16 protein-coding genes and 1 pseudogene are annotated in these 19,996 nt (G+C 67.9%); 10 read left to right on the forward strand and 7 right to left on the reverse strand.

Translation table 11 applies throughout. The features are described 5' to 3' along the window. Nucleotides 1-16: 16 nt before the first annotated feature. On the reverse strand, nucleotides 17-1,561 hold the full coding sequence (locus ON29_RS30030) for an amidase (protein ID WP_245549248.1): 1,545 nt from the start codon (nucleotides 1,559-1,561) through the stop codon (nucleotides 17-19). A gap of 855 nt (nucleotides 1,562-2,416) precedes the next feature. Between ON29_RS30030 and ON29_RS30035 the strand changes: the two genes are divergently transcribed. The 6 genes from ON29_RS30035 to ON29_RS30060 all read left to right on the forward strand — a co-directional run bounded on the left by ON29_RS30035 (nucleotide 2,417) and on the right by ON29_RS30060 (nucleotide 9,876). Next, the gene (locus ON29_RS30035) at nucleotides 2,417-3,181 is read left to right on the forward strand and encodes a TnsA-like heteromeric transposase endonuclease subunit (protein ID WP_245549250.1); all 765 of its coding nucleotides are present in this window, start codon (nucleotides 2,417-2,419) and stop codon (nucleotides 3,179-3,181) included. Next, nucleotides 3,178-5,256 (forward strand): Mu transposase C-terminal domain-containing protein, encoded by a 2,079-nt coding sequence (locus ON29_RS30040; protein ID WP_040871504.1) that lies wholly within the window; start codon nucleotides 3,178-3,180, stop codon nucleotides 5,254-5,256. The genes ON29_RS30035 and ON29_RS30040 overlap by 4 nt, the downstream gene beginning before the upstream one ends. Next, nucleotides 5,247-6,302 carry a TniB family NTP-binding protein gene (locus tag ON29_RS30045; RefSeq protein ID WP_217999348.1) on the forward strand — a complete coding sequence of 352 codons (1,056 nt, stop codon included), beginning with the start codon at nucleotides 5,247-5,249 and terminating at the stop codon, nucleotides 6,300-6,302. The genes ON29_RS30040 and ON29_RS30045 overlap by 10 nt, the downstream gene beginning before the upstream one ends. Continuing rightward, a complete protein-coding gene (locus ON29_RS30050; protein ID WP_083864158.1) occupies nucleotides 6,299-7,186 on the forward strand; it encodes a TniQ family protein in 888 nt (295 codons plus the stop codon). The genes ON29_RS30045 and ON29_RS30050 overlap by 4 nt, the downstream gene beginning before the upstream one ends. Before the next feature lie 15 nt (nucleotides 7,187-7,201). Further along, nucleotides 7,202-8,005: a class I SAM-dependent methyltransferase gene (locus ON29_RS30055; protein WP_040871506.1), complete on the forward strand. Its 804-nt coding sequence runs from the start codon at nucleotides 7,202-7,204 to the stop codon at nucleotides 8,003-8,005. Between the two features lie 272 nt (nucleotides 8,006-8,277). Then, nucleotides 8,278-9,876: a carboxylesterase/lipase family protein gene (locus tag ON29_RS30060; RefSeq protein ID WP_083864159.1), complete on the forward strand. Its 1,599-nt coding sequence runs from the start codon at nucleotides 8,278-8,280 to the stop codon at nucleotides 9,874-9,876. A gap of 85 nt (nucleotides 9,877-9,961) precedes the next feature. On the opposite strand, the gene ON29_RS30065 is transcribed toward ON29_RS30060, so the two are convergent. Continuing rightward, the gene (locus ON29_RS30065; RefSeq protein ID WP_040871508.1) at nucleotides 9,962-11,104 is read right to left on the reverse strand and encodes an epoxide hydrolase family protein; all 1,143 of its coding nucleotides are present in this window, start codon (nucleotides 11,102-11,104) and stop codon (nucleotides 9,962-9,964) included. Nucleotides 11,105-11,391: 287 nt separating this feature from the next. Here ON29_RS30065 and ON29_RS30070 point away from each other — a divergent pair, with 287 nt between their 5' ends. The 3 genes from ON29_RS30070 to ON29_RS30080 all read left to right on the forward strand — a co-directional run bounded on the left by ON29_RS30070 (nucleotide 11,392) and on the right by ON29_RS30080 (nucleotide 14,811). Then, on the forward strand, nucleotides 11,392-12,345 hold the full coding sequence (locus ON29_RS30070) for a coiled-coil domain-containing protein (RefSeq protein WP_040871510.1): 954 nt from the start codon (nucleotides 11,392-11,394) through the stop codon (nucleotides 12,343-12,345). Between the two features lie 384 nt (nucleotides 12,346-12,729). Further along, a complete protein-coding gene (locus ON29_RS30075; protein WP_040871511.1) occupies nucleotides 12,730-13,326 on the forward strand; it encodes a DUF308 domain-containing protein in 597 nt (198 codons plus the stop codon). A 54-nt stretch (nucleotides 13,327-13,380) separates the two neighbouring features. Beyond that, nucleotides 13,381-14,811: a S8 family peptidase gene (locus tag ON29_RS30080; protein ID WP_051175756.1), complete on the forward strand. Its 1,431-nt coding sequence runs from the start codon at nucleotides 13,381-13,383 to the stop codon at nucleotides 14,809-14,811. Nucleotides 14,812-15,134: 323 nt separating this feature from the next. Here the strand turns inward: ON29_RS30080 and ON29_RS30085 are convergent, their stop codons facing one another. The 3 genes from ON29_RS30085 to ON29_RS30095 all read right to left on the reverse strand — a co-directional run bounded on the left by ON29_RS30085 (nucleotide 15,135) and on the right by ON29_RS30095 (nucleotide 17,368). Next, entirely contained in the window at nucleotides 15,135-15,971 is an 837-nt protein-coding gene (locus ON29_RS30085) for an alpha/beta fold hydrolase (RefSeq protein WP_040871512.1), read from the reverse strand. Continuing rightward, nucleotides 15,968-16,555, reverse strand: coding sequence for a TetR/AcrR family transcriptional regulator (locus ON29_RS30090; RefSeq protein ID WP_306307229.1), 588 nt, complete (start codon nucleotides 16,553-16,555; stop codon nucleotides 15,968-15,970). Before ON29_RS30090 ends, ON29_RS30085 begins: the two co-directional genes overlap by 4 nt. A 147-nt stretch (nucleotides 16,556-16,702) precedes the next feature. Then, a complete protein-coding gene (locus tag ON29_RS30095; RefSeq protein ID WP_040871513.1) occupies nucleotides 16,703-17,368 on the reverse strand; it encodes a hypothetical protein in 666 nt (221 codons plus the stop codon). A gap of 18 nt (nucleotides 17,369-17,386) precedes the next feature. Here ON29_RS30095 and ON29_RS30100 point away from each other — a divergent pair, with 18 nt between their 5' ends. After that, entirely contained in the window at nucleotides 17,387-17,641 is a 255-nt protein-coding gene (locus tag ON29_RS30100) for a hypothetical protein (RefSeq protein ID WP_040871514.1), read from the forward strand. A 50-nt stretch (nucleotides 17,642-17,691) separates the two neighbouring features. Here the strand turns inward: ON29_RS30100 and ON29_RS30105 are convergent, their stop codons facing one another. Together ON29_RS30105 and ON29_RS30110 are read right to left on the reverse strand one after the other, a co-directional pair. Next, complete coding sequence (locus ON29_RS30105; protein WP_040871515.1) at nucleotides 17,692-18,552, reverse strand: haloalkane dehalogenase; 861 nt, start codon at nucleotides 18,550-18,552, stop codon at nucleotides 17,692-17,694. Nucleotides 18,553-18,623: 71 nt separating this feature from the next. Further along, nucleotides 18,624-19,996: pseudogene (locus ON29_RS30110) on the reverse strand (ATPase); the annotation flags it as partial.

The raw sequence follows: 19,996 nt of genomic DNA on the forward strand, positions 1-19,996 counted from the left end.
GCCCCGGTGGTGCGCCCTATTCTGGTGCCTGGAAGCCGCCGATCTTCTGCTCGAGCAGTTCGGCCAGCCGCAGCGGGGTGCGATCCTCGAACATCGGACCGATGAGCTGCACTCCCACCGGCAGCCCCTCGGGGGACCGGCCCGCGGGTACGGCGGTGGCAGGCAGGCCGGGCATGGTGGCCACACCGGCCCAGACGAGCTGGTCGAAGTACGGGTACTCGACGCCGTCGATGTCGATGTGCCGGTCCTCCAGATCGCCGTTGTGGTCGTGCGGGAAAGCGGGAGTGGGCGTGATGGGGCACACCACGGCATCGAACTCGGCGAAGAGCTGCCGCCAGCCCTGGCGGTGGAGTTCGCGACGGTTGTTCGCCTCGACCCAGCCGCGGTGGCTGAGCACCATCCCGCGCAACCGCGCCGCATCGAGACTCCGGTCGTGCGCGCTCAGAGCGGCAGCGCGGGTCCGCAGCTGCTCGTACACGTCGACCGAAAGGCTCGTGGCGGCGTTCGACAACATCAACAGCATGTAGAGCGTCGCCGCTTCGATCGGATCGGGCAGCAGCGGACTGCGCCGTTCGACGCGGGCGCCCTCGTCGGCGAGCGCCTCGGCGACCCGGTTCACGCCCGCCCGCACCGCCGATCCCGTCGGAATGAGCGGATGGTCCTCGATGATCAGGACACGGAAGTCCGACAGCCGCTCGTGACGCGCGGGCGGCAGCGTGACGTCGTAGGCGACGCCGTGGGTCAGCGGGTCCGGCCCGGCCATCACGTCCAGCAGCAGCGCGAGGTCGCGGGCGGTGCGCGCCATCGGGCCGACCACGGCGAGATCGAGGTCGATCGGCAAAGCCGGCGCGGGCGGCGCGACCATGCCGCGGGTCGGCACCAGCCCGAGTGTCGGCTTGTGTCCATAGACACCGCAGAAATGCGCGGGGGTGCGCAACGAACCGGCGAGGTCGGAGCCGATGGACAGCGCACCGAACCCGGCCGCCAAGGCCGCCGCCGAACCGCCCGACGACCCACCCGACGAGCGGCCGTGATCCCACGGATTGTTGGTGGTGCCGTAGATCTCGTTGAAGCTCTGGAGATCCCGCAGCATCAACGGCACATTGGTCTTACCGAGCAGCACCGCGCCGGCTGCCTTCAACCGCGACACCTGTACCGCGTCCTCGGCCGGCACATGGTTCGCGTATTGCGGCATGCCCCAGGTCGTGGGCAGTCCGGCCATGTTGTAGCACTCCTTGACCGTCACCGGAATACCGAGCAACGGCCGATCCTCACCGCGGGCGCGCGCCTCATCGGCACGGCGCGCGGCGGCCCGCGCACGGTCGAAATCCGGTACGCAGATCGCGTTGATCGCCGTGTCGTCCCGCTCGATACCCGCGATCGCCTCATCGGTCAGTTCCACCGATGTCACTTCCCCAGCATGCAACGCAGCCGCGAGTTCCTCCGCCGACTGAAAATTCCAATTCATGAAATCCGACGCTATTGGCCTGCCGGAGAAGACATAAAATTCCGCTTCGCGCAACGGAAAGTCGAACCGACCACCCCGCGCCGGTGAAGTCACACACTCGTTCTGCCATCGAGGACGTACCACCGCAGGTCACAGCGTCGGCAGCGGGCCAACTCCATTAGCGCAGGGCATGAGAATGCCGCGCCGTGCAACGGGATAGATGTCTCAATACTCATCCACGTTTCTCCCCGTCCACAGATTATTCGCCCGCCCATCGGCCATGACGACGCGCGGCGGGATCTGTTTCTGCCTGGTAGCGCAGGAGACCGTCATCGGACACCCGCGCGTACTTCGTGAGGCTGCGAACCGCGATAACTCCTCGGCGCCGGATTCCGTACGAATGTTCTCGCCCGGGTTCGGTTCGGCGCGACGGAGCGCCGGAACCTTCTTCGGCGCCGGATCTCGGGCGGCTGTCCGGCAACCCCTCACCGCCGTCCTTGCGCAGATTCGCCGCGACCACACCTCCGATGCCGGGCGGCGGGGGACCGCATCGCTTCCGTCCCCGGCCGATGCGGCCCCATGCCGAGCCTTATCCGTTTGCCGAGCCTCTCGTCGGCCGGGTCGATCCTCATCCGACGCAATCCACATCCATTCGGGGGTGCACAGTTTTTGATCCGTTCCGTTGATATTTCGTTTGGTCACTACCAACGCTACGAAACGTATTTAGTTCATGATGATCGGATTGGCGCAGGCGATCTGACCGCCGATAAGGTTCACTTATCGGCGGTCAGACTTAGCGCGCTTACAGAGCCATCGCGCCAGTGATGTCCTGACTCAGTGGACCTGGCCACGGATCAATGTATCTGGCCACAGTGGCGGTCTATCTGGCCATTGACTCAATGAACCTGGCCAATGTGGCATGATCGCCCCGATCTTGCACACGAATCGATGTGGACGGGGCGGTGGTGGGTGACCAGTGGGGGTTCGGGGCTGCGCTTGGTGACGAGTGGTGCGGCGGTAGCGAGGGTTCGGGGGTTCGAGGTCGGGTTCGTGGATCCGGAGTACGGCGAGGTGCGTCGTTCGCTGGCAGTGGCCGCGGGGGTGGCCTTCGAGTGTGTGGCACCGATCAGGTCGATCCCGTCGTATCAGGGGCAGCGGAACAATCCTGGTTTCTACTACTCGGCGACGGTCGGTGCGCATGTGGAGTGCGAGTCGTGGCTGGAACGGGACGAGGCGATGGCGCTGGACTTCGACCCGGAGGTTTCCGGGTATGCGGCACAACCGTTTTGGCTGTTCTGGTTAGACGGGCTGCAACAGCGGTCGCATGCGCCGGACTTCTTCGCCCGTCGACGCGATGGCGGTGGGGTGGTGATCGACTGCCGGCCCGCGGAGCGCATCAAGCCGCGGGACGAGGCGGCGTTCGCGGCGACCGCACGAGCCTGCACCGAGGTGGGCTGGTCGTATCGGCTGGTGAGCGGGCACGACCCGGTGTGGTTGGCGAATGTGCGGTGGCTGGCGGGGTACCGGCACCACCGATATCTGGTCGAGCCGGTGGCGGCGGCGCTGATGGAGGCGTTTGCTGAGCCGCGGCCGTTGATCGAGGGTGCCCGGTCGGTGGGTGATCCGATCGCAGTGCTGCCAGTGCTCTATCACCTGCTGTGGTCGAAGAAGTTGACGGCGGATCTGGCTGTTCGCCTGGAGGGTTGGTCGATCGTGACGGGAGCGGGCCGATGACGAAGGTGATCGAGGTCGGGGATCGGGTGCTGTTCGACAACGCCGAGTACGAGGTGGTCGCGATATCGGGAACGACATTGCGGCTGGTCGGCGCTGACGGCACCCCGATGGCGGTGTCACTCATGCACCTGGTCTCCTCGCCAGGGTTCGCCGTGCTCAGCGGCAGCAGCCAGGATCCGCAGCGCCCCGGCGGTCTGGCCGGTCAGAGCCTGGAAGATCTCGATGCTAAGCAGGCAGAACTGGCGCGACAGTGGGAATACCACTTGATCGAGTTGGAGACCGGGCGCCCGCCCGGCAGTGACGCGGATACGCGGCCACGCCCGCAATACGATCCCGCGCGGCCGTTGGCCGAGCGGCAGGCCGCGAAGGCTGCGGAGTTGACCGCTGCCGGAATTCCGGCCAGTGTTCGCACGATCCGGCGGATGCGGGCGCGTTACCGGTCCGGCGGTGTCCGGGCACTGGCGGACGGCCGCAGCACGCGGCCGCCGTCGGAGTTCGGCCGCACCGATGACCGTGTGGTGGATGCGATCCGAGAGGCTCTGGCCGCGGAGACGAGGCGGTCGACCGGCACCCGGGATCGGCTGCGCCAGCGGGTCGAGGTGATCCTGGCCGACCGCTACGGCGAGGACGCGGTGAAACTGCCGTCGAAGGCGACGTTCAACCGGCTGGTTGCGGCGTTGTCGGAGGGCCGGCACACGTTCGGATCGGCGAAGACCCGCCGGTCGGCGGCCAACCGCCCGGCCGGGCCGTTCACCGTCACCTGGGCGTCGCGGCCGGGCCAGCACGTCCAGATCGACACGACTCCGCTGGATGTGTTGGCGGTGTTCGACGACGGGATCGCCCGTCGTGTCGAGCTGACCGCCGCGGTCGATATCGCCACCCGCACAATCGCCGCCGGACTGTTGCGCCCGGTCGGGACGAAGGCGGTGGATGCATCACTGCTGCTGGCACGGATGCTCGTGCCTGAACCGATGCGCCCGGGCTGGCCGGAGACGCTACGGATGGCAGCGTCCCGGCTGCCGCACCGCAGCCTGGCCGACATCGACGCCCGGATGGAGCAGGCTACGGCCAAGCCGGTGATCGTTCCGGAGGCTATCGGCTGCGACCGCGGCAAGGTGTTCCTGTCGGAGACATTCGTGCGGTCGTGTGAGCGGCTGGGCATCTCGGTGCTGCCTTCGCATCCACGGACCCCGACGGACAACAGCGTGATCGAGCGGACCTTCCAGTCGATCAATACCTTGTTCTGCCAATACGTTTCCGGCCACGTCGGCCGCGATGTCACCCACCGCGGCGCAGTAGTCGAGGCCGAGGCGGTGTGGTCTTTGGCGCAGTTGCAGGAGCTGTTCGACGAATGGGTGTTGCACTGGCAGCGCCGCGCGCACGAGGGCCTGCTCAGCCCTGACACGAGCAGGGCGGTCTCACCGAACGAAATGTATTCGGTGCTGGTCAGCGCAGCGGGCTACTTGCCGCTGATCCTGACCGGAGAGGACTATCTGGAGCTGCTGCCGGTGAAATGGCGCACGATCAACGATTACGGCGTCCGCATCGACCGCCGCACTTACGACGACCGCGCCCTGAACCCCTATAGGCGCCAACCGTCCGGCGTCGCTGCTCAGAACGACGCCTGGGAGGTCCGCTACGACCCCTACGACCTGACACAGGTGTTCATCCGCAACCACCGCGACGGCGGCTGGATCCGCGCGGCCTGGACGCATCTGCCGATGGTGTCGGCACCGTTCGCCGACTTCACCTGGCGCCACGCTCGCCAGCTTGCGCTTACCTTGCCGACCGACGAGCCAGCCGAAACTGCCACCGCCCGAGCATTGGCCGACCTGCTGGAACGGGCCGGGACGGGCCCGGACACCGAACCGGTGGCAGCGACGAAGGCCGATCGCAAGGTCGCTGCCCGCACCCGCGCCGCAGGATCGCAGCGACCGCCACTCGAGCCGGTCGACCTGCGGGAGTTGGACTCCGAGGACGACTTCGACGATGCCGGTGTCGACGCGACCGAGATGGGCACCGTGATCCCGTTCGGTGTGTTCGACGCCGAGGCGGAAGCGCAGAGATGGCCATGACCGGCACCGGCGAGTTCGATCCGCCACCCGATAACCCGCTCACTACGAAGGAAGGCTGGTCGAGCTGGGTCGGACGCGGGCGCACCGCCCCGGAGCTGCTGCTGGACTGGCACGAACTGAGCCCGCCGGAGCGGGCCGAGTACGACGACGCCCGCCTGGACTATCACAGTGATCTGATCGTGGTGAACACCCCGACCATCCAGGAAGTCACCAAAGCCGTCCGGCGACTGCTGATCCTCAACCGCCGCCAGATCTCCGCCCGCCGCGGTCTGATCGTCACCGGCGGCGCCGGCACCGGCAAGACCACCGCCATCACCCAGCTCGGCCGCGCCCACGAACTGAGCGTCCGCCTGCGCAATCCGATTGCCGGACCTCAGATCCCGGTCGTTTACATCACCCTGCCGCCCGCGGCCACAGCACGCATGGTCGCGGTCGAATTCGCCCGGTTCCTCGGCCTGCCGGTCACCCACCGCGCCAACATCACCGACATCACCAACTCGGTTTGCGCCGTGCTCTGCGACGTCGGCTGCGACCTGGTCCTGGTCGATGAAATTCACAACATCTCCCTGGCCACCCGCGCCGGTGCCGAGGTCTCCGACCAGCTGAAATACTTCTCCGAACGGATCCCGGCCACATTCGTATACGCCGGCATCGACGTCGAGCACGCGGGCCTTTTCTCCGGCATCCGCGGCCGCCAGATCGCCAGCCGGTTCGCCACCATCTCCTCCCACCCCTTCGCCTACGGCAGCACCGGGCAGCGCGAGCACTGGCGGGCGCTGGTCGTCACCATGGAACAGGCACTGCGTCTGCACCATCACAAACCCGGAACGCTGGCCCGCCACGGCCAATACCTCTACCAGCGCACCGGCGGCATGCTCGGCAGTCTCTCGGCGCTCGTTCGCGGCGCGGCCATCGACGCCATCCTCGACGGCACCGAGAAGATCACCAAAGCCCACCTCGATGCCCAGTTGCTCGACCGAGCCGCCCAGGACCACCCGGAGAAGGCGCATGGCAAGCGTTCTCGCGGACGGAGAGGCGTTGCGTGAGACCTTCCCCTGGGCAGGCACGCAGACTGCCGATTCCGGCCCCACCGGCATTGAACGAGACCACCGAGTCCTACCTGCGCCGCTTGGCCAACGTCAACCACGTCACGCTCGGCGAACTCAAGCTCCATCTGGGACTGAGCGCGACCTCGGGCGTCGGCGATCTGCCACCCCACAACCTTCGCCGTCTCGCCACGATCACCGGTTACTCATCAGCCCAGCTGGCTCGCGCACTGCCCGATCTCGGCAACCGGTTCCTGAATCGGGACCTGTTCAGCCTGCCGAGCAGAGATGCCTGCCCCGCCTGCACCCGCCGCCATCGCGGCGGCACCGTCACCCGATACTTTCCCCACCACGCCCACGTTTGCCGTCGGCATCGGCTCTGGATCCGCGAACCCACCTATCAGGGCACATTCCTCGACATCAGCCCCGTCCCGGCGATCCTCACCGCCCAGGCACGCCACCGCCGCCTTGCCCGCCGCTTCGGACCGATACCGACCGAGCACGCATACACGACCGCGCGCGACAGCTGGCAGTATGTCCGGCAGCTGACGAAAACCGTCGACACGGCCCTCGGCATCTTCTGCCCCGGCCGGACACGGATATTCGGCGACGACCCGGCGTTCCTCGCCGCCACCTACCCCGACGTCGTCTCGCTCACCGTGTTGCTCGTCTCACCCTACTGGCGCCAACTCGCAGCCGACCCCGACACCCGCCACCGGTTCTACGCCGAAGCCGGATGGCGCACACGGCGAGACCGCCGCTATCGACCCATGCGCAACGACACGCTGCACGAGTGGGTCGAAGACCTCACCGCCGAGCATCGTACAGACGGTGACAATTGGTCAGATCTGTTGCGCCGCATGAGAGTATGGCACCTCGGCTGAATAGCAGGAGATACCGTGACCCATTCGCTCGACGAATCCAGCCGCACCCCTTTCGCAGGAACTGCCTGGCACTATGCGCGCTACCGGCCCGGCTATCCGGATGTGTTCTTCACCGACCTCGTTGCTCAGTTCTACCTCGACGGCACCGGACGATTGCTCGATTTGGGCTGCGGAACCGGCCAGCTGACACTGCGGCTCGCAGCCCACGTCGCCGCAGCCATCGGCGTCGACCCCGAACCCGAGATGCTGACCGAAGCGGCCGGACAAGCACAGGCGGCCCACATCACCAACGTCACTTGGGCACAAGGCAGTTCGGCGGACCTGCCCTGCGAGCTCGGACGCTTCGATCTGGTGACCATGGGCCGCTCATTCCACTGGATGGACCGCGAGCACATCCTGACCGCTCTGGACGGCATGGTCGACGATCACGGCGGCCTCGTGATCGCCAACGATAGTTGCCTCGTCCGGTCGGCGACGACATGGCAGCAAGCCATCGAGGACGTTCAGCAGCGGTTCCTGCCGCCCGACTGGCAGGCCAGCGTCCCGGACCTGCCCGACGGCCGCGAGTCGCACCAGGAGATACTGGCGCGCTCTGCGTTCCGGCAGGTGCAGCAGCGGGCCTACCAATTCACCCGGACCTGGACGATCGAGCAGGCCATCGGCTACCTCTACTCGACCTCGATGCCGCTTCGCCGACTGCTCGGCGACAGGCGCTCAGCCTTCGAACAAGAAGTCACCGACACATTGCTCGCGATCGACCCGGCCGGACAGTTCACCGAACCCGTCACCCTGGAAGTGCTGACGGCCACCAAACAATAGCGGCCACAGCTTCCGACACTCCAACCAATGTTTCCCCATTGGCCAGATTCATTGAGCCGACGAAGCTTCTCGCGACTCAATGCATCTGGCCAATCCCAAGGTCAGAGGCGGCGACTTGGCCAGATTCATTGAGTCAGGACAAGTGATGTCCTGTCTCAATGACCTGGCCACGTCTCGGTAAAGCTGGCCGACACAGATGCATATCTGGCCAATGTCTCGATACTCCTGGCCAACGTGGCATCATCACCGACGATCTGGCGTCGGCGAACGACATGGACGGGGTGGTCGGTGTGTCTGGTGGGGGTTCTGGTCTGCGCGTCGAAGGTTGGGGGAGTTTGGAACCAGAGATCCGAACGGCTGCGGGAGTCGTGCGTGGCAGGTGGGAGAACGCAGTCGCGGTCTTCCGGGGGATCCCCTACGCCGAGCCGCCTTTCGGCTCGCGTCGGTTCGGGGAGCCCGTTCCGGTGCAGCAGTGGGATGGTGTCCGCGACGCGCTGGAGTTCGGTCCAGCGGTTCCTCAGGCAAGACATCAAGGTTCGGTGATGTCATCGGTTTCCGGCTGTCCCGATGATGGTTCCGCGGACTGTTTGACGCTCAATGTCTGGTCACCCGAGCTTGGTGCCGCCCGGCTGCCGGTGATGGTGTGGATTCACGGGGGCCGATACCTCGAAGGCACCGCCGGCAATCCGCATCAGGACGGTGCGACCCTCGCCGCGTGCGGTGTGGTGATGGTCAGCATGAACTACCGAGTGGGCGTGGAAGGTTTCGCCCACATCGCCGGAGCCCCGGACAATCGGGGCATCCTCGACCAGGTCGCAGCCATGCGGTGGGTGCAGGACAATATCGCCGCATTCGGCGGCGATCCCGACAACGTCACCGTGTTCGGCCAATCCGCTGGAGCGGGTTCCATCGCGGCACTGCTCACGATGCCCATGGCAGCTGGGCTGTTTCATCGTGCGATATCGCAAAGCCTGCCGGGCACGTACTTCTCCCCACAGCTCGCCGCAGCGATCTCCGCAAAGATCGCGGCGGAACTCGGTGTCCGCGCCACCGTCGATGAGCTCGCCGATATACCGCCGCGTGCGCTGACCGAGGCGACCGACGCGGTGCTTCGGAAGATGCCGGAATTCGTCGAATCATGGGGACCCACAGCGCTGACGCCTACGCCGTTCTCACCGGTTGTCGATGGAGGCGTACTTCCTGTTGCGCCATGGGCTGCGCTCGCCAACGGTGCCGCGCGGGATATCGACCTGCTCATCGGGCACGCCCGTGACGAGTACTCGCTGTTCAACGCCTGGCGCGATAGAGAGATGACCGATGAGCAGGCGAACGCTGTGCTCGAACTTCTCGCACCCGCCTTGGACAGCAGCGGCGGATACCGCGCCGCCTACCCGGACGCCTCCGCCGCACAGCTGTATGAACTCGTCAACTCCGACTGGTTGCTTCGCATGCCGAGCCTGCATCTCGCCGACGCTCAATACGCTGGACAAGGACCCGCATGGCTCTATGAACTGTGTTGGAGCTTCCGCCGGGATCAGGGTGCCTCGCACAGCCTCGACATGCTGCTGGTGTTCGGCACGCTCAGCGCCGACGAGGTGCGTGGTCACCCCTCGGCCCACCTGAACGCCGCGAACGAGATCCTGGAGGTCTCCAACCAAATGCGCAGCGACTGGGTGCGTTTCGCGACCACCGGAAACCCCGGCTGGGCATCCTACGATCCGGAAACGCGATCCACTCGTGTCTACAGCGCCGAGCCGACCACCCAGCCCTACCCCGAGGAACGCTCGCGCCGCATTTGGCACACACACCGGTTCGACGCCCTGGACCTGCGTCGGAGCGTCGGAGCGGAGGTGGTCGGTGACTACCCATAGTGATCGGGCCGACCGGACAGCATCTGTCGAGGATTTCGCCCACGACCGAGACAGGCGCTGCCGCCGATCGCGGAGAGCCGGTGTCCTATTTGCGGTATGCGCGGAACGTCGCGCGCAAGTCGTCGACGATGAGGTCGGGTTCTTCCATGGCGGCGAAGTGCCCGCCGCGCTCGAATTCGGTCCAGCGCACGATGTTGTGGTTTTGTTCGGCGATGCGGCGGACCGGGATGCCCAGGTCGTGCGGCATGACTGCCACGGCGACCGGCACATCGGTCTCGGGTTCGGGCATTCCCCAGGTGGCGGCGCCTTCGTAGTAGTAGCGCGCCGACGAGCCCGCGGTGGCGTTGAGCCAGTAGATCATGACGTTGGTCAGCATCGCGTCACGGTCGACGGCGTCCTCGGGGGCGTCGGTGGAATCGGTCCAGTCCTTGAATCGTTCGACGATCCAGGCCAATTGCCCCACCGGTGAATCGGCGAGCGCGTAGGACAGCGTTTGAGGGCGACTGGCCTGCAGCATCGCGTAGGCGCCGAGTTCGTACTGGGCGCGGCGAGCCAGTTCGACGGCACGCTGTTCGGCAGGGTTGTCGGGGTCGGCGGTCTCGGCGGTGACCGTGGCGGAGGCGATCATCGTCAGGTGCACCGCGACCAGGTGCTCGGCGTCGATCACCGCCAGCTGCCGGGAGATCGCGGCACCGGTGTCTTCGCCGTGTGCGGCGTAGCGGTCGTAGCCGAGGCGGCGCATCAGTTCCGCCCATGCCCGCGCGGCGCGCGCGGTCGACCAGCCGACGGCGGGGCCGGAGAACCCGTACCCGGGGATGGTCGGCACGACGACGTGGAACGCGTCCTGCGCGTTGCCGCCGTGCGCTACCGGGTCGGTCAGCGGCCCGATCACCTCGAGGAATTCCACGATCGATCCGGGCCATCCGTGTGTGAGCACCAGCGGCAGGGCGTCGGGTTCGGGCGAGCGGACGTGAATGAAGTGCACGTCGTGGCCGTCGATCTCGGTGCGGAACTGCGGGAAGGAGTTGAGCCGGGCCTCCTGGGCGCGCCAATCGTAGGTGGTGCGCCAATAGCCGGCCAGTTCCCTGGTGTAGTCGAGCGGGATGCCCTGCGCCCACCCCGCCTCGGGATCCGCGTCGGTCCAGCGGGTGGCGTCCAGCCGCCGATTCAAGTCGTCGAGCTGCTCTTGGGGGACGTCGATCCGGAAGGGGGTGATCTCTGTGCTCATGAGAATCACACTATGACCTACCTAGGACAACTTCGGCCCTAGCGTCTGGAGGTAAGTCGAAGTGCCGGGGCGTCAGGCGGCGGGTCGGGTTGCGAGGCCACCGGGGCTACGATTCTGCGGTGTCGAAGGTGTGCAACTACCCGGGTTGTTCTCGTCCCATCACGAGCGCGGCAGGGCCTGGTCGTCCCTCGGAGTACTGCGACCGGGCCGATCACACGCGCTGGCGCGCGTGGCGGGAACGGCAACGGCAGCAACAGGAATCCGAAGCCGCGGCCGCTACCGTCACCGTGACGAAACCGGGGCCGGTGACCGTCGCGCGGTTGCGAGCCGATGAGCTGCTCACCCAGTTCCGGGGACTGGCCGAACAGTTGAACACCACGCTGACTGCGGCCGTCGCGGAATTGTCCACGCTGGCCGACCCGGCGATCGCCGAGGCGCAGGTACAGGCGGTGCAGGTGGACGCGGCACGGCGGATCGCCGAGGCGGAGGGCGCGGCCGTGGCGGCCGAGCAGGCGCGGCGGGAGGCACAGGAGGCTCGGGAACTCGCCGAATCCGCCGCCGACGACGCGGCGAGCGCCGCCGAGCACGCCGAAGCGCTGATCGCCGAGGCGAATGCGGCGCGTGAGGACGCGCTGCGCGAAGTCGAACGCGTCACCAAGCAGGCGGCCGACGACGTGTTCGCCGCCCGCAGCGCCGCGGAAGCCGAGATCCGCGGCGTGCGCCGCGAGTCCGCCGAGCACGCCGAACGCGTCGAACAAGAAGCCGCAGAACAAGTTCAGCGCGCCGAACGCCGGGCGGAGACCGATATCGAGAACACCCGGCGCGAAGCGTCGGCGCTGGTCGCTGCCGCGCACTCCGAACGCGACCTCGCCGTGCAGCGCGCGGCGGACGCAGAACGAACGGCCGAACGAGCCGAGCGAGCCGCCGCCGAGCGAGCCGAAGCCGCTGACGAGGCGCGAGCCGAATGGCGCAGAGTGCGTACCGAACTCGACGCCACCCGCGCCGAGCTCGCCGAAACCCGGCGCACCGCGGCGGCCGAACTCGCCGCCGCCCGCGCCGAAGCCGCCGCGGCACTGGACAAGGTGCGCGCGGAAGCCGCCCAGCGTCTGGAAGCGCTCGACGAGGCCCGCGCGCAGACCCTCGCCCGCGCCGAACGCGCCGAAGCCCAACTCGACGAACTCCTCGCCGAAACGCGCCGCAAACCGCCCGCGACCGAACCTGTGCCGCCCCACGAGGCCTGATGAACTGACTCCTCCGCGGCGGCGGGCGCTGGAGGCGAGCTGGCAGCAGGCCGCCGGAGTGCGCCGTCTCCAGTGCACACCGTCTCTGCAAGAAGATTCGGCTCGGCGCAGGATGGTGCGTCCCAAACGGACATCCCGGTATATGACCGTGTCGCCCCGGTCCATCGCCTCTTGGTGGGGCCAGGGGCGCGCCTGCCGAGGCGGGGATCACCGGTCTGGTCAATGCACTAATGGAGCCTCGGTACCAATGCCACCGGCGTATTCCTCTCGCTCATCCGGTGATTCGGGTACGGCGACCTGCGGCGGTGCCCCGGCATGGGCGACGATGCGGCCGTGATGGGGCAAACGAGTCGCTAACCGCCGCTTCGGTCATATCATGTAGCTATGCCCGAAACCGAGATCGGAGGGCGTGCGGAACCACTGGCCGGCGCAGCCCGGCAGACGGTACTGGTGGCCGGTGCCTGCTCGATGATCGTGGGTGTGGCCCTAGCGGTGTGGCCGCACAAGTCGCTGCCGACAGCGGAACTGCTGTCCGGCGGCTACCTGCTGCTCAACGGTGTCCTACAGCTGGTGGTCGCGATCGGCGCCCGCTTCCTCACCGCCTTGCGAGTGCTGGTGCTGGTCAGCGGTGGGCTGTCGGCCCTGCTGGCGATGCTGTGCTTCGCGGGTGGGAATTCGACTCTGCTGCTGTCGTTCTGGATCGGACTGGCGTGGGCGATCCGCGGGATCTGTCACGCCACCGTGGCGGTATGGGTCGACGACCTGCCCGGACGCGCACGCCAAGAGCTGTTCGGTCTGGTCACGCTGGTGCTCGGCGTGCTGGTGGCCGCGGTGCCGTTCGATTCACCGGACGCACTGGGCTGGGTGGCCGGGCCGTGCCTGCTCGCGATCGGGACGATGGAGGCATGGTTCGCCGCCGGTAGCCGGCGCGGCGTTGTCGCGATGCCGGGCATGGTGGCGACCATGCGCCTCGACGGCTGACCCCCGGCACCCATCCGGTGGCGAGGCGTGCGGTATCCAGGTTGACTGGGCGCCATGGCATCCCAGCATTCCGAGCTCCGGTCACCCGCCGAGCTGATCGTGGTCACCCGCGGCGCCGACACCGCGATCACGCCGATCGCTCTGCGCGACAGTCACAGCGCGCAAGCACGTCTGGAGGAATTGCTGCCCCCCGGCGGCGAACTGGTGCGCATCTTCGGACCGGCCAACCGCTTGGAGCGCCGCCTCGCCGGTAGCCCGCGTCTGGAGACCGCTGCGGAATATCTGAACTACTTCTACGTCACCGGTGTCACCGGCGAGCTCGACGAGTTGGCCGCGCGGTTGCGTGCCGCCGAGGACGTAGCGGCAGCTTATGTGAAGCCGCCCGCCGAACCGCCGATCGCACCGCAGGGCGTTCGAGCGATCACGGGCCGCTCCGCTGCCGAGGCGCCGCCGGTGACGCCGGATTTCGTCGTGCGGCAGGGGTATCTGGACGCCGCGCCGCAGGGCATCGACGCGCGGTGGGCCTGGACGGTTCCCGGGGGCCGGGGGACCGGCGTGCGGGTGGTGGATGTCGAGGGCGCGTGGCGGTTCACCCACGAGGATTTGCGGGTCAACCAGGGCGGTGTGATCGGAGGCAGCCCCTCACCGGAGCAGGGCTGGCGCGACCACGGCACCGCGGTCGCCGGTGTGATCAGCGGTGACGTGAATGCCTACGGCATCACCGGCATCGTGCCCGAGGCCTACATCCGCGCGGTGTCGATCTTCGGAACCGGATCGGCGACCGCGATCCGCTCGGCCGCGGACACGCTGAACCCCGGCGACGTGCTGCTGCTCGAACTGCACCGGCCGGGACCGCGTTTCACCTATGCCAACCGGCCGGACCAGCGCGGCTACATCGCGATCGAGTGGTGGCCCGACGACTTCGCCGCGATCAGGTACGCGATCGGCAAGGGCGTGGTCGTGGTGGAGGCGGGCGGGAACGGCGGCGAAGACCTCGACGCCGCGCTCTACGACACCCGCCCCGCGGAGTTCCCGAGCACATGGCGCAATCCGTTCCGCGGTGGCGAGGCCGACTCCGGGGCCATCATCGTCGGAGCCGGTGCACCCCCGCCCGGCTTCCACGGCCGTGACTACGGCCCGCCCCGCTCCCGCTTGTCGTTCTCCAACTACGGCGAACGAATCGACGTGCAAGGGTGGGGTCTGGAAGTCACCACCACCGGGTACGGCGATCTGCAAGGCGGTCCCGACGAGGACCTCTGGTACACCGACGTGTTCAGCGGAACCTCGAGCGCGTCCCCGATCGTGGTCGGCGCGGTCACGAGCTTCCAAGGCATGAGCGCGGCCGCGGCCGGACGCAAGACGCCCGCCGAGGTGCGTACTCGGCTGCGGGAAACCGGCTCTCCGCAAACCGATGCGCCGGAACGGCCCGTATCCCAGCGCATCGGCAACCTGCCGGACCTGAAATCGATGATCCTGCCACGGTGAGCCGTCGAGATGGCGCCCGGAAACACCTGTACATCCACGCAATGACACATCGGATTCCACTGGGCGAAAGGCACTGTGAACATAGTTGCCTGAAATGGAATCGGCCCTCGAACTGGGGCGAGTGGGGCCGACCGCCGACCGGAATCCGCTGCCGCCCGCACGTGCGCCGCTCATCGGGCGATGGTGATCCATCGCCTCGGCGACGGAGTGGGCAGCCCGTCGCCGGAGTCCGAAGATGGCGGAGTCCTGAAGCGGATGCAGCAGCGACGGATGCCGGATCGGCCCGATCGAGGTTCGCGAGCCGCCCGGTTGGCGCGCGGTGATCAGTTCACGCGGGCGGCCAGCAGCAACTCGAGCATCAGTTGGACGAACTCATCAGGCGCGTCGGTGAATCCGCTGTGGCCACCGGGGAACTCGGTCAGCGGGATGTTCAGTTGCTCGGCGAGGGTCTGGGCGGGACGGTACGGGAGTTTCCCCCTGCTTTCCCGGCCCGCCCCCAGTACGAGGCGGTCGGTGACCGGTTCCAAAGCCGCCACGTCCGGGATGTGGGAGGTGATCGTGCGCAATTCGTGTCTCATGTTGCGCGTCGCGTTGGCGTGCAGACGTTCGATCATCGCCGCCGCCCGCGGTGAGAGCTGGGCGGCATCGGGCATCCGCACGCCTCCGCCGATCCCCTCGAGAAAACGCGCGCCCGCGGCGGCGAGGCCCTCGGTCTCGAACAATTCGTACACTTCGTCGACGAACGCCTTGTGCTCGGCGGCGTCGGGCAGCACGCCGAAAGACGGTGGCTCGTGCGCGATCACCAGCCGCAACCGCTGGGGATGGCGGGCGAGCAGGTCCAGCGCGACCACCGCGCCGCCGCTGCCGCCGAAGACGTAGGCGTCTTCACCCGCAGGTGTGAGGTGCTCGAGGAGCAAGTGAGCGTCCTCGCTCTGCACCTCGACCTCGATATCGGCCGGTGGGCCGGGCTCGAGCACGCTGCGCGAATAGCCGCGCGGGTCGATGGTGACCACGGTGAAGTGCTGGGCGAGAGGCTCGAGAATGGGATCGAAGACCGCCGCGTCGCCTCCGCTGCCCGGCAGCAACAGCAGTACCGGTCCGGCGCCGCTCACCTCGTAGTACAGCGTCGCTCCCGGGACCTGCAGAGTGCCCGATCTCATGGTTTCTCCTTGTCGTCGGTCGGCCACTGCTCGAGGGTGACGTGCAGGGCGTCGATGATGCGTTCCCAGGAGTCGGCGGTGGAGCGGGCGTGCCCGAAGCCGCCGGTCGCCTCCAGAACGCTGTATCCGTGAAAGGTGCTGCGCAGCAATCGGACCGCGTCGGTGCTGTCGGGTTCGGCCAGACCGTAGGCGCGCAGCATGCCGTAGGTCAGTTCGATGGCGCGCAGCGCGCCGGTCGTGGTGTGCGCCACTTCGGGATCGAACGGGAGCTGGGTCGCGGCGTAGCGGCCGGGGAAGCGCAGGGCGTAGTCCCGCCAGGCGTGGGCGTATGCAGCCAGTGCGTCGCGTCCGGCGCGACCGGCCACCGCCGCGGCGATCAGATCGGTCTTCTCCGTAGCCGCCAGGGCGGCCACTCGCGCGCGGAGATCCCGGAGATTCTTGACATGCGAGTACAGGCTCGCGTCCTGGACGCCGAACCGCTTGGCCACCGCCGACATCGTGACGTTGTCCAATCCGACTTCGTCGGCAAGATCGGCCGCGGCGCGCGTGATCCGCTCCGTCGTCAACCCTGCTCGAGCCATCATGCACACCTCCGTGAAACTACGGTGCCTAGTTTATATCCTAGGAGCATTAGGTTATGCAACCAGCGGGGTTCGGCGATGAACCACGTCTTCCGGCCCCGAACTCCTCGAGCTGTCACGAAGTGCAAGGTAGGAACGGTTGCCGCGTGGTCAGTGGCCGGTGGCTGAAATAGCCGCCGGCGTGCGGACGGCTATCTCGCCGCTCAATGCGTAATCGCCGGACAGGCGCAGTCCGTCTCCGCTCCAGAATCGGCCCGGGTCGTACCAGTCGGGGCTGCGGTGCGAGGGCAGCAGTCCCATCGCTTGATATGTGGCGGCGACGATTTCGGCGCAATACGCGTTCTCCAATTCCCGGGCAGCCGATCGACTCGGCGCGCGGCGGGGGAGGCGGGCACGGCCGCGCAGCCAGCGTCCCGCCATGCCCGCGGTGGTCGGGAACGGGGTGCCGTCGAGGCGGGCGATGGCGCGCAGCGCGCTGTCTTGCATCTCACGGCTGACCGAAGGCTCCAACTGGCGCAACCAGGCCCGCTGACCGTAACGGTGTGCCCACACGAGCACGGCGTCACGCAAGTTGTGCAGCTGAGCGCCACGGTGGGCGGTTCCCGACCACATGTCGGTCAGGGATCGTCCCAGTTCCGCGTGCCAGATCAGCGCGGGCAGATCGTCGATCACGACGGACATCCCGACATGGTTCACCGGGCTGTTCGTCGTCATCCGGATCACCCGGTCGGCCGTGGAATGCCCACGGAAAAGCCAGATGTCGCCCGTTCTGGTGACCTCGACCGCTCGGTCGAGACTGATGCCCGTCCCCGTCATGGTCGTAGCCTATGCGGTATGAGGTGGTGGAAGGCAGTGGGATTGGCGGGTGCGGCCGGTGTGGTTGCCACCGGTGTCGTGGTGGTGCGCGCCGAGCGCCGCCGCCGCGCCTATACCCCCGACCAGGTTCGCGAACAACTGCACGCGCGATTCGCCCAGGCGACAGCGGTCCCGGAAACCGGCGGAACCGCCGCCGCGCAACCGCGGGGCGTCACCGGTATCGGCGGGCGTATCCGACGGTGGTTCCGTCGCCGGTCCGAGCAGGACGACTAGGCAAGACGAGTCGAGCTGCACCGGATCGATGTGACGTTCATCGATCGTCTTCACGGGAACCGCTGCGTGATCGCGGCCGCGATCACGTCCGGTGCGTGTTCCTGGATGAAGTGCCGCGCGCGCGGCAGCTCGACTACGTCGAGATCGCGGAAGGTGGCGCGCATCCGCGGGATACAGGCGTTCGGGCGGAACACCATGTCCCGCATACCCCAGACCAACAGGGTCGGTTTGCCGCCGAGCAGGACGGGCACGTCTCGGGCCAGTCGGTCCAGCAGCGGGCCTGCGGCACGAATTTCTTTGGGCGTCACGGCGAGTGCGGCCCGGGCTTCCGCGCTGGGCTGCACCATGCGATAGTGGTCGGCCTCGGCCGCGGTGAGCTTGCGCCCCAATTCGGCGAGCAGCACGCGCTCGACGAGAAAATTCCGCTCGAGTATCCGCCGCTGCATCGGAGTACTGCTCATGATCATGCTGAAAACCCGATTGGCCATCGCTGCGGTGGGCCAGAACGAGGTGTTGCCCAGCACGATCCCTCTCACCCGCTCCGCACGCGCGGTGACCGCGCCCAGCCCGATGGGCCCGCCCCAATCCTGTCCCATCAGAACGAACCCGTCGAGCTGCAGGTGATCGATCAGCTCGCCGAGAACCGCGGTGTGCTCGCCGATCGTGTAGCCGAAATCAGCGGGACGTTCGGATAATCCGAAACCGGGATAGTCGACGGCGATACACCGATACCGGTCGCGCAGGTCCTTCACGATGTGACGGTAGAGGAAACTCCACGTCGGAGCGCCGTGACAGAACAGCAGCGGCGGCCCGGACCCCTCGTCGATGTAGTGAACCCTGCCGACGGACGAGTCGAACCACCGCGACTCGAAGGGGTACAGATTCCCGTCGGGAACGAAGTCGATCAGCATCGGGCCCTCCCTCCCTTCAAGAGAGGCTACCTCTCTGCCGGGGGCAGCCACCGGCCCTGCGCCGCAACGGCCTACGAAACGAGAGGAGCCATCGGGGCCAAGCCGAGGTCGGCGAGCGCGGCCGCGCTGCGGGCGGCATGATCGCCGCCGGCGAGCACCTCGGTCCGCGCGGACTGGTAGCGGCAACCGGCGGCGTCGAACGCGGCTGCGGTCGCGAGCAACCGCTGGCGGTCACCGGCGTGCAGTGCTTCGGCTCGCTCCACGATGGCGCCTGCGACCGGGTTTCCGGCGACGATGGCCCTGGCCTCGGCCAAACGGTCACCGGCATCGGGGACCCCGGCGAGTACGGCCGCCTCGGCCCGCAGCGCCACATACCAGTGCAGCCAGATCCACGTGACCCATCTCCACACCTCACCGGGCTCGGCCGCCAGCCGCTCGAGCGCTTCGGTTATCTGCCCGCGGTGGAGCATGGCGAGTGCGTCGAACACCGCGCCGTATCCGTGGGTCTGTGCTGGTGGCGTGCCGAGCCGGTGCAGTGCAGCGTCCCATTCGCTCCGGGCGTCGTGGTCGCCGCGCAGGTTGTGGATCATCGCCACACCGGCTACCGCCGGTCCCAGGACCGACTTGGCGGGGTTGCCTGCCCGCTGCCACGCATCCAGGAACCGGACGCTGTGGGTGAGCACCTCATCGACGTTGCCCGCCAGCGCGTCGGTCACCAGTAGCCAGCTCGTCGCACGATGGCCGACCTCGGCGAGCAGAGGATGATCGGCGAGCTGCCGCGCCCATCGCCGCGCGCCGCGCAGGTCCCCTGCGCCGAGCTCGGCCTCGGCCGCCTCGCCGAGCGCGTCGATCAGCTCGTGGGTGCCTGCCGGGGTGTTCGTGGTGGACTCCAGCAGCGCCATCCGCCGCCGGGTGATGTCCGCGGCGGTGAACGTGTCACCGGCCAAACTGTGGGCCCCGGCGAGAGTGTCGAGAGCGGCGGACTCGGCCAGCGGGTCGCCCGTGCGGTGCGCGAGTTCGACCGCCCGTTCGGCACGCTCGATGGTCTGCGCCACGGCGTCGTGGGGGGAGTGCTCGGCGGTGAGGGCATCGGTGAGCGCCCGCCCGGTGTCGGCCAGCGCCACGGCGGCCTGGGCGGCCGGGTCGTCCCCGGCGAGCTGCTGCGCCTCGGTGATCAGTGCGGCCGCCTCCTGCGGCGGCAGGGGCCGGACGAACTTGCTCGCGAACCGGTAGGCGTCGGCGGCGGCGGTCGCCAGGTCGCGGGCGGCGCCGGCGCGGTCACCGGACCGGAGGGCGGCGTCGGCGGCCGCGCGGCGCAGGCGGTGCATGTCGTCGCCCCGCATCTGGCACCCGGCCGCGGAAGCGGCGTGGCGCAGCATCGAGGCGGCGGTGGCCGGGTCGTCCGCGAGCGCGGCCGCCTGCTCGTAGCGCATCTGGGACTCGC

The organism is Nocardia exalbida NBRC 100660 (genome assembly GCF_000308575.1).
Taxonomy (GTDB): Bacteria; Actinomycetota; Actinomycetes; order Mycobacteriales; family Mycobacteriaceae; genus Nocardia; species Nocardia exalbida.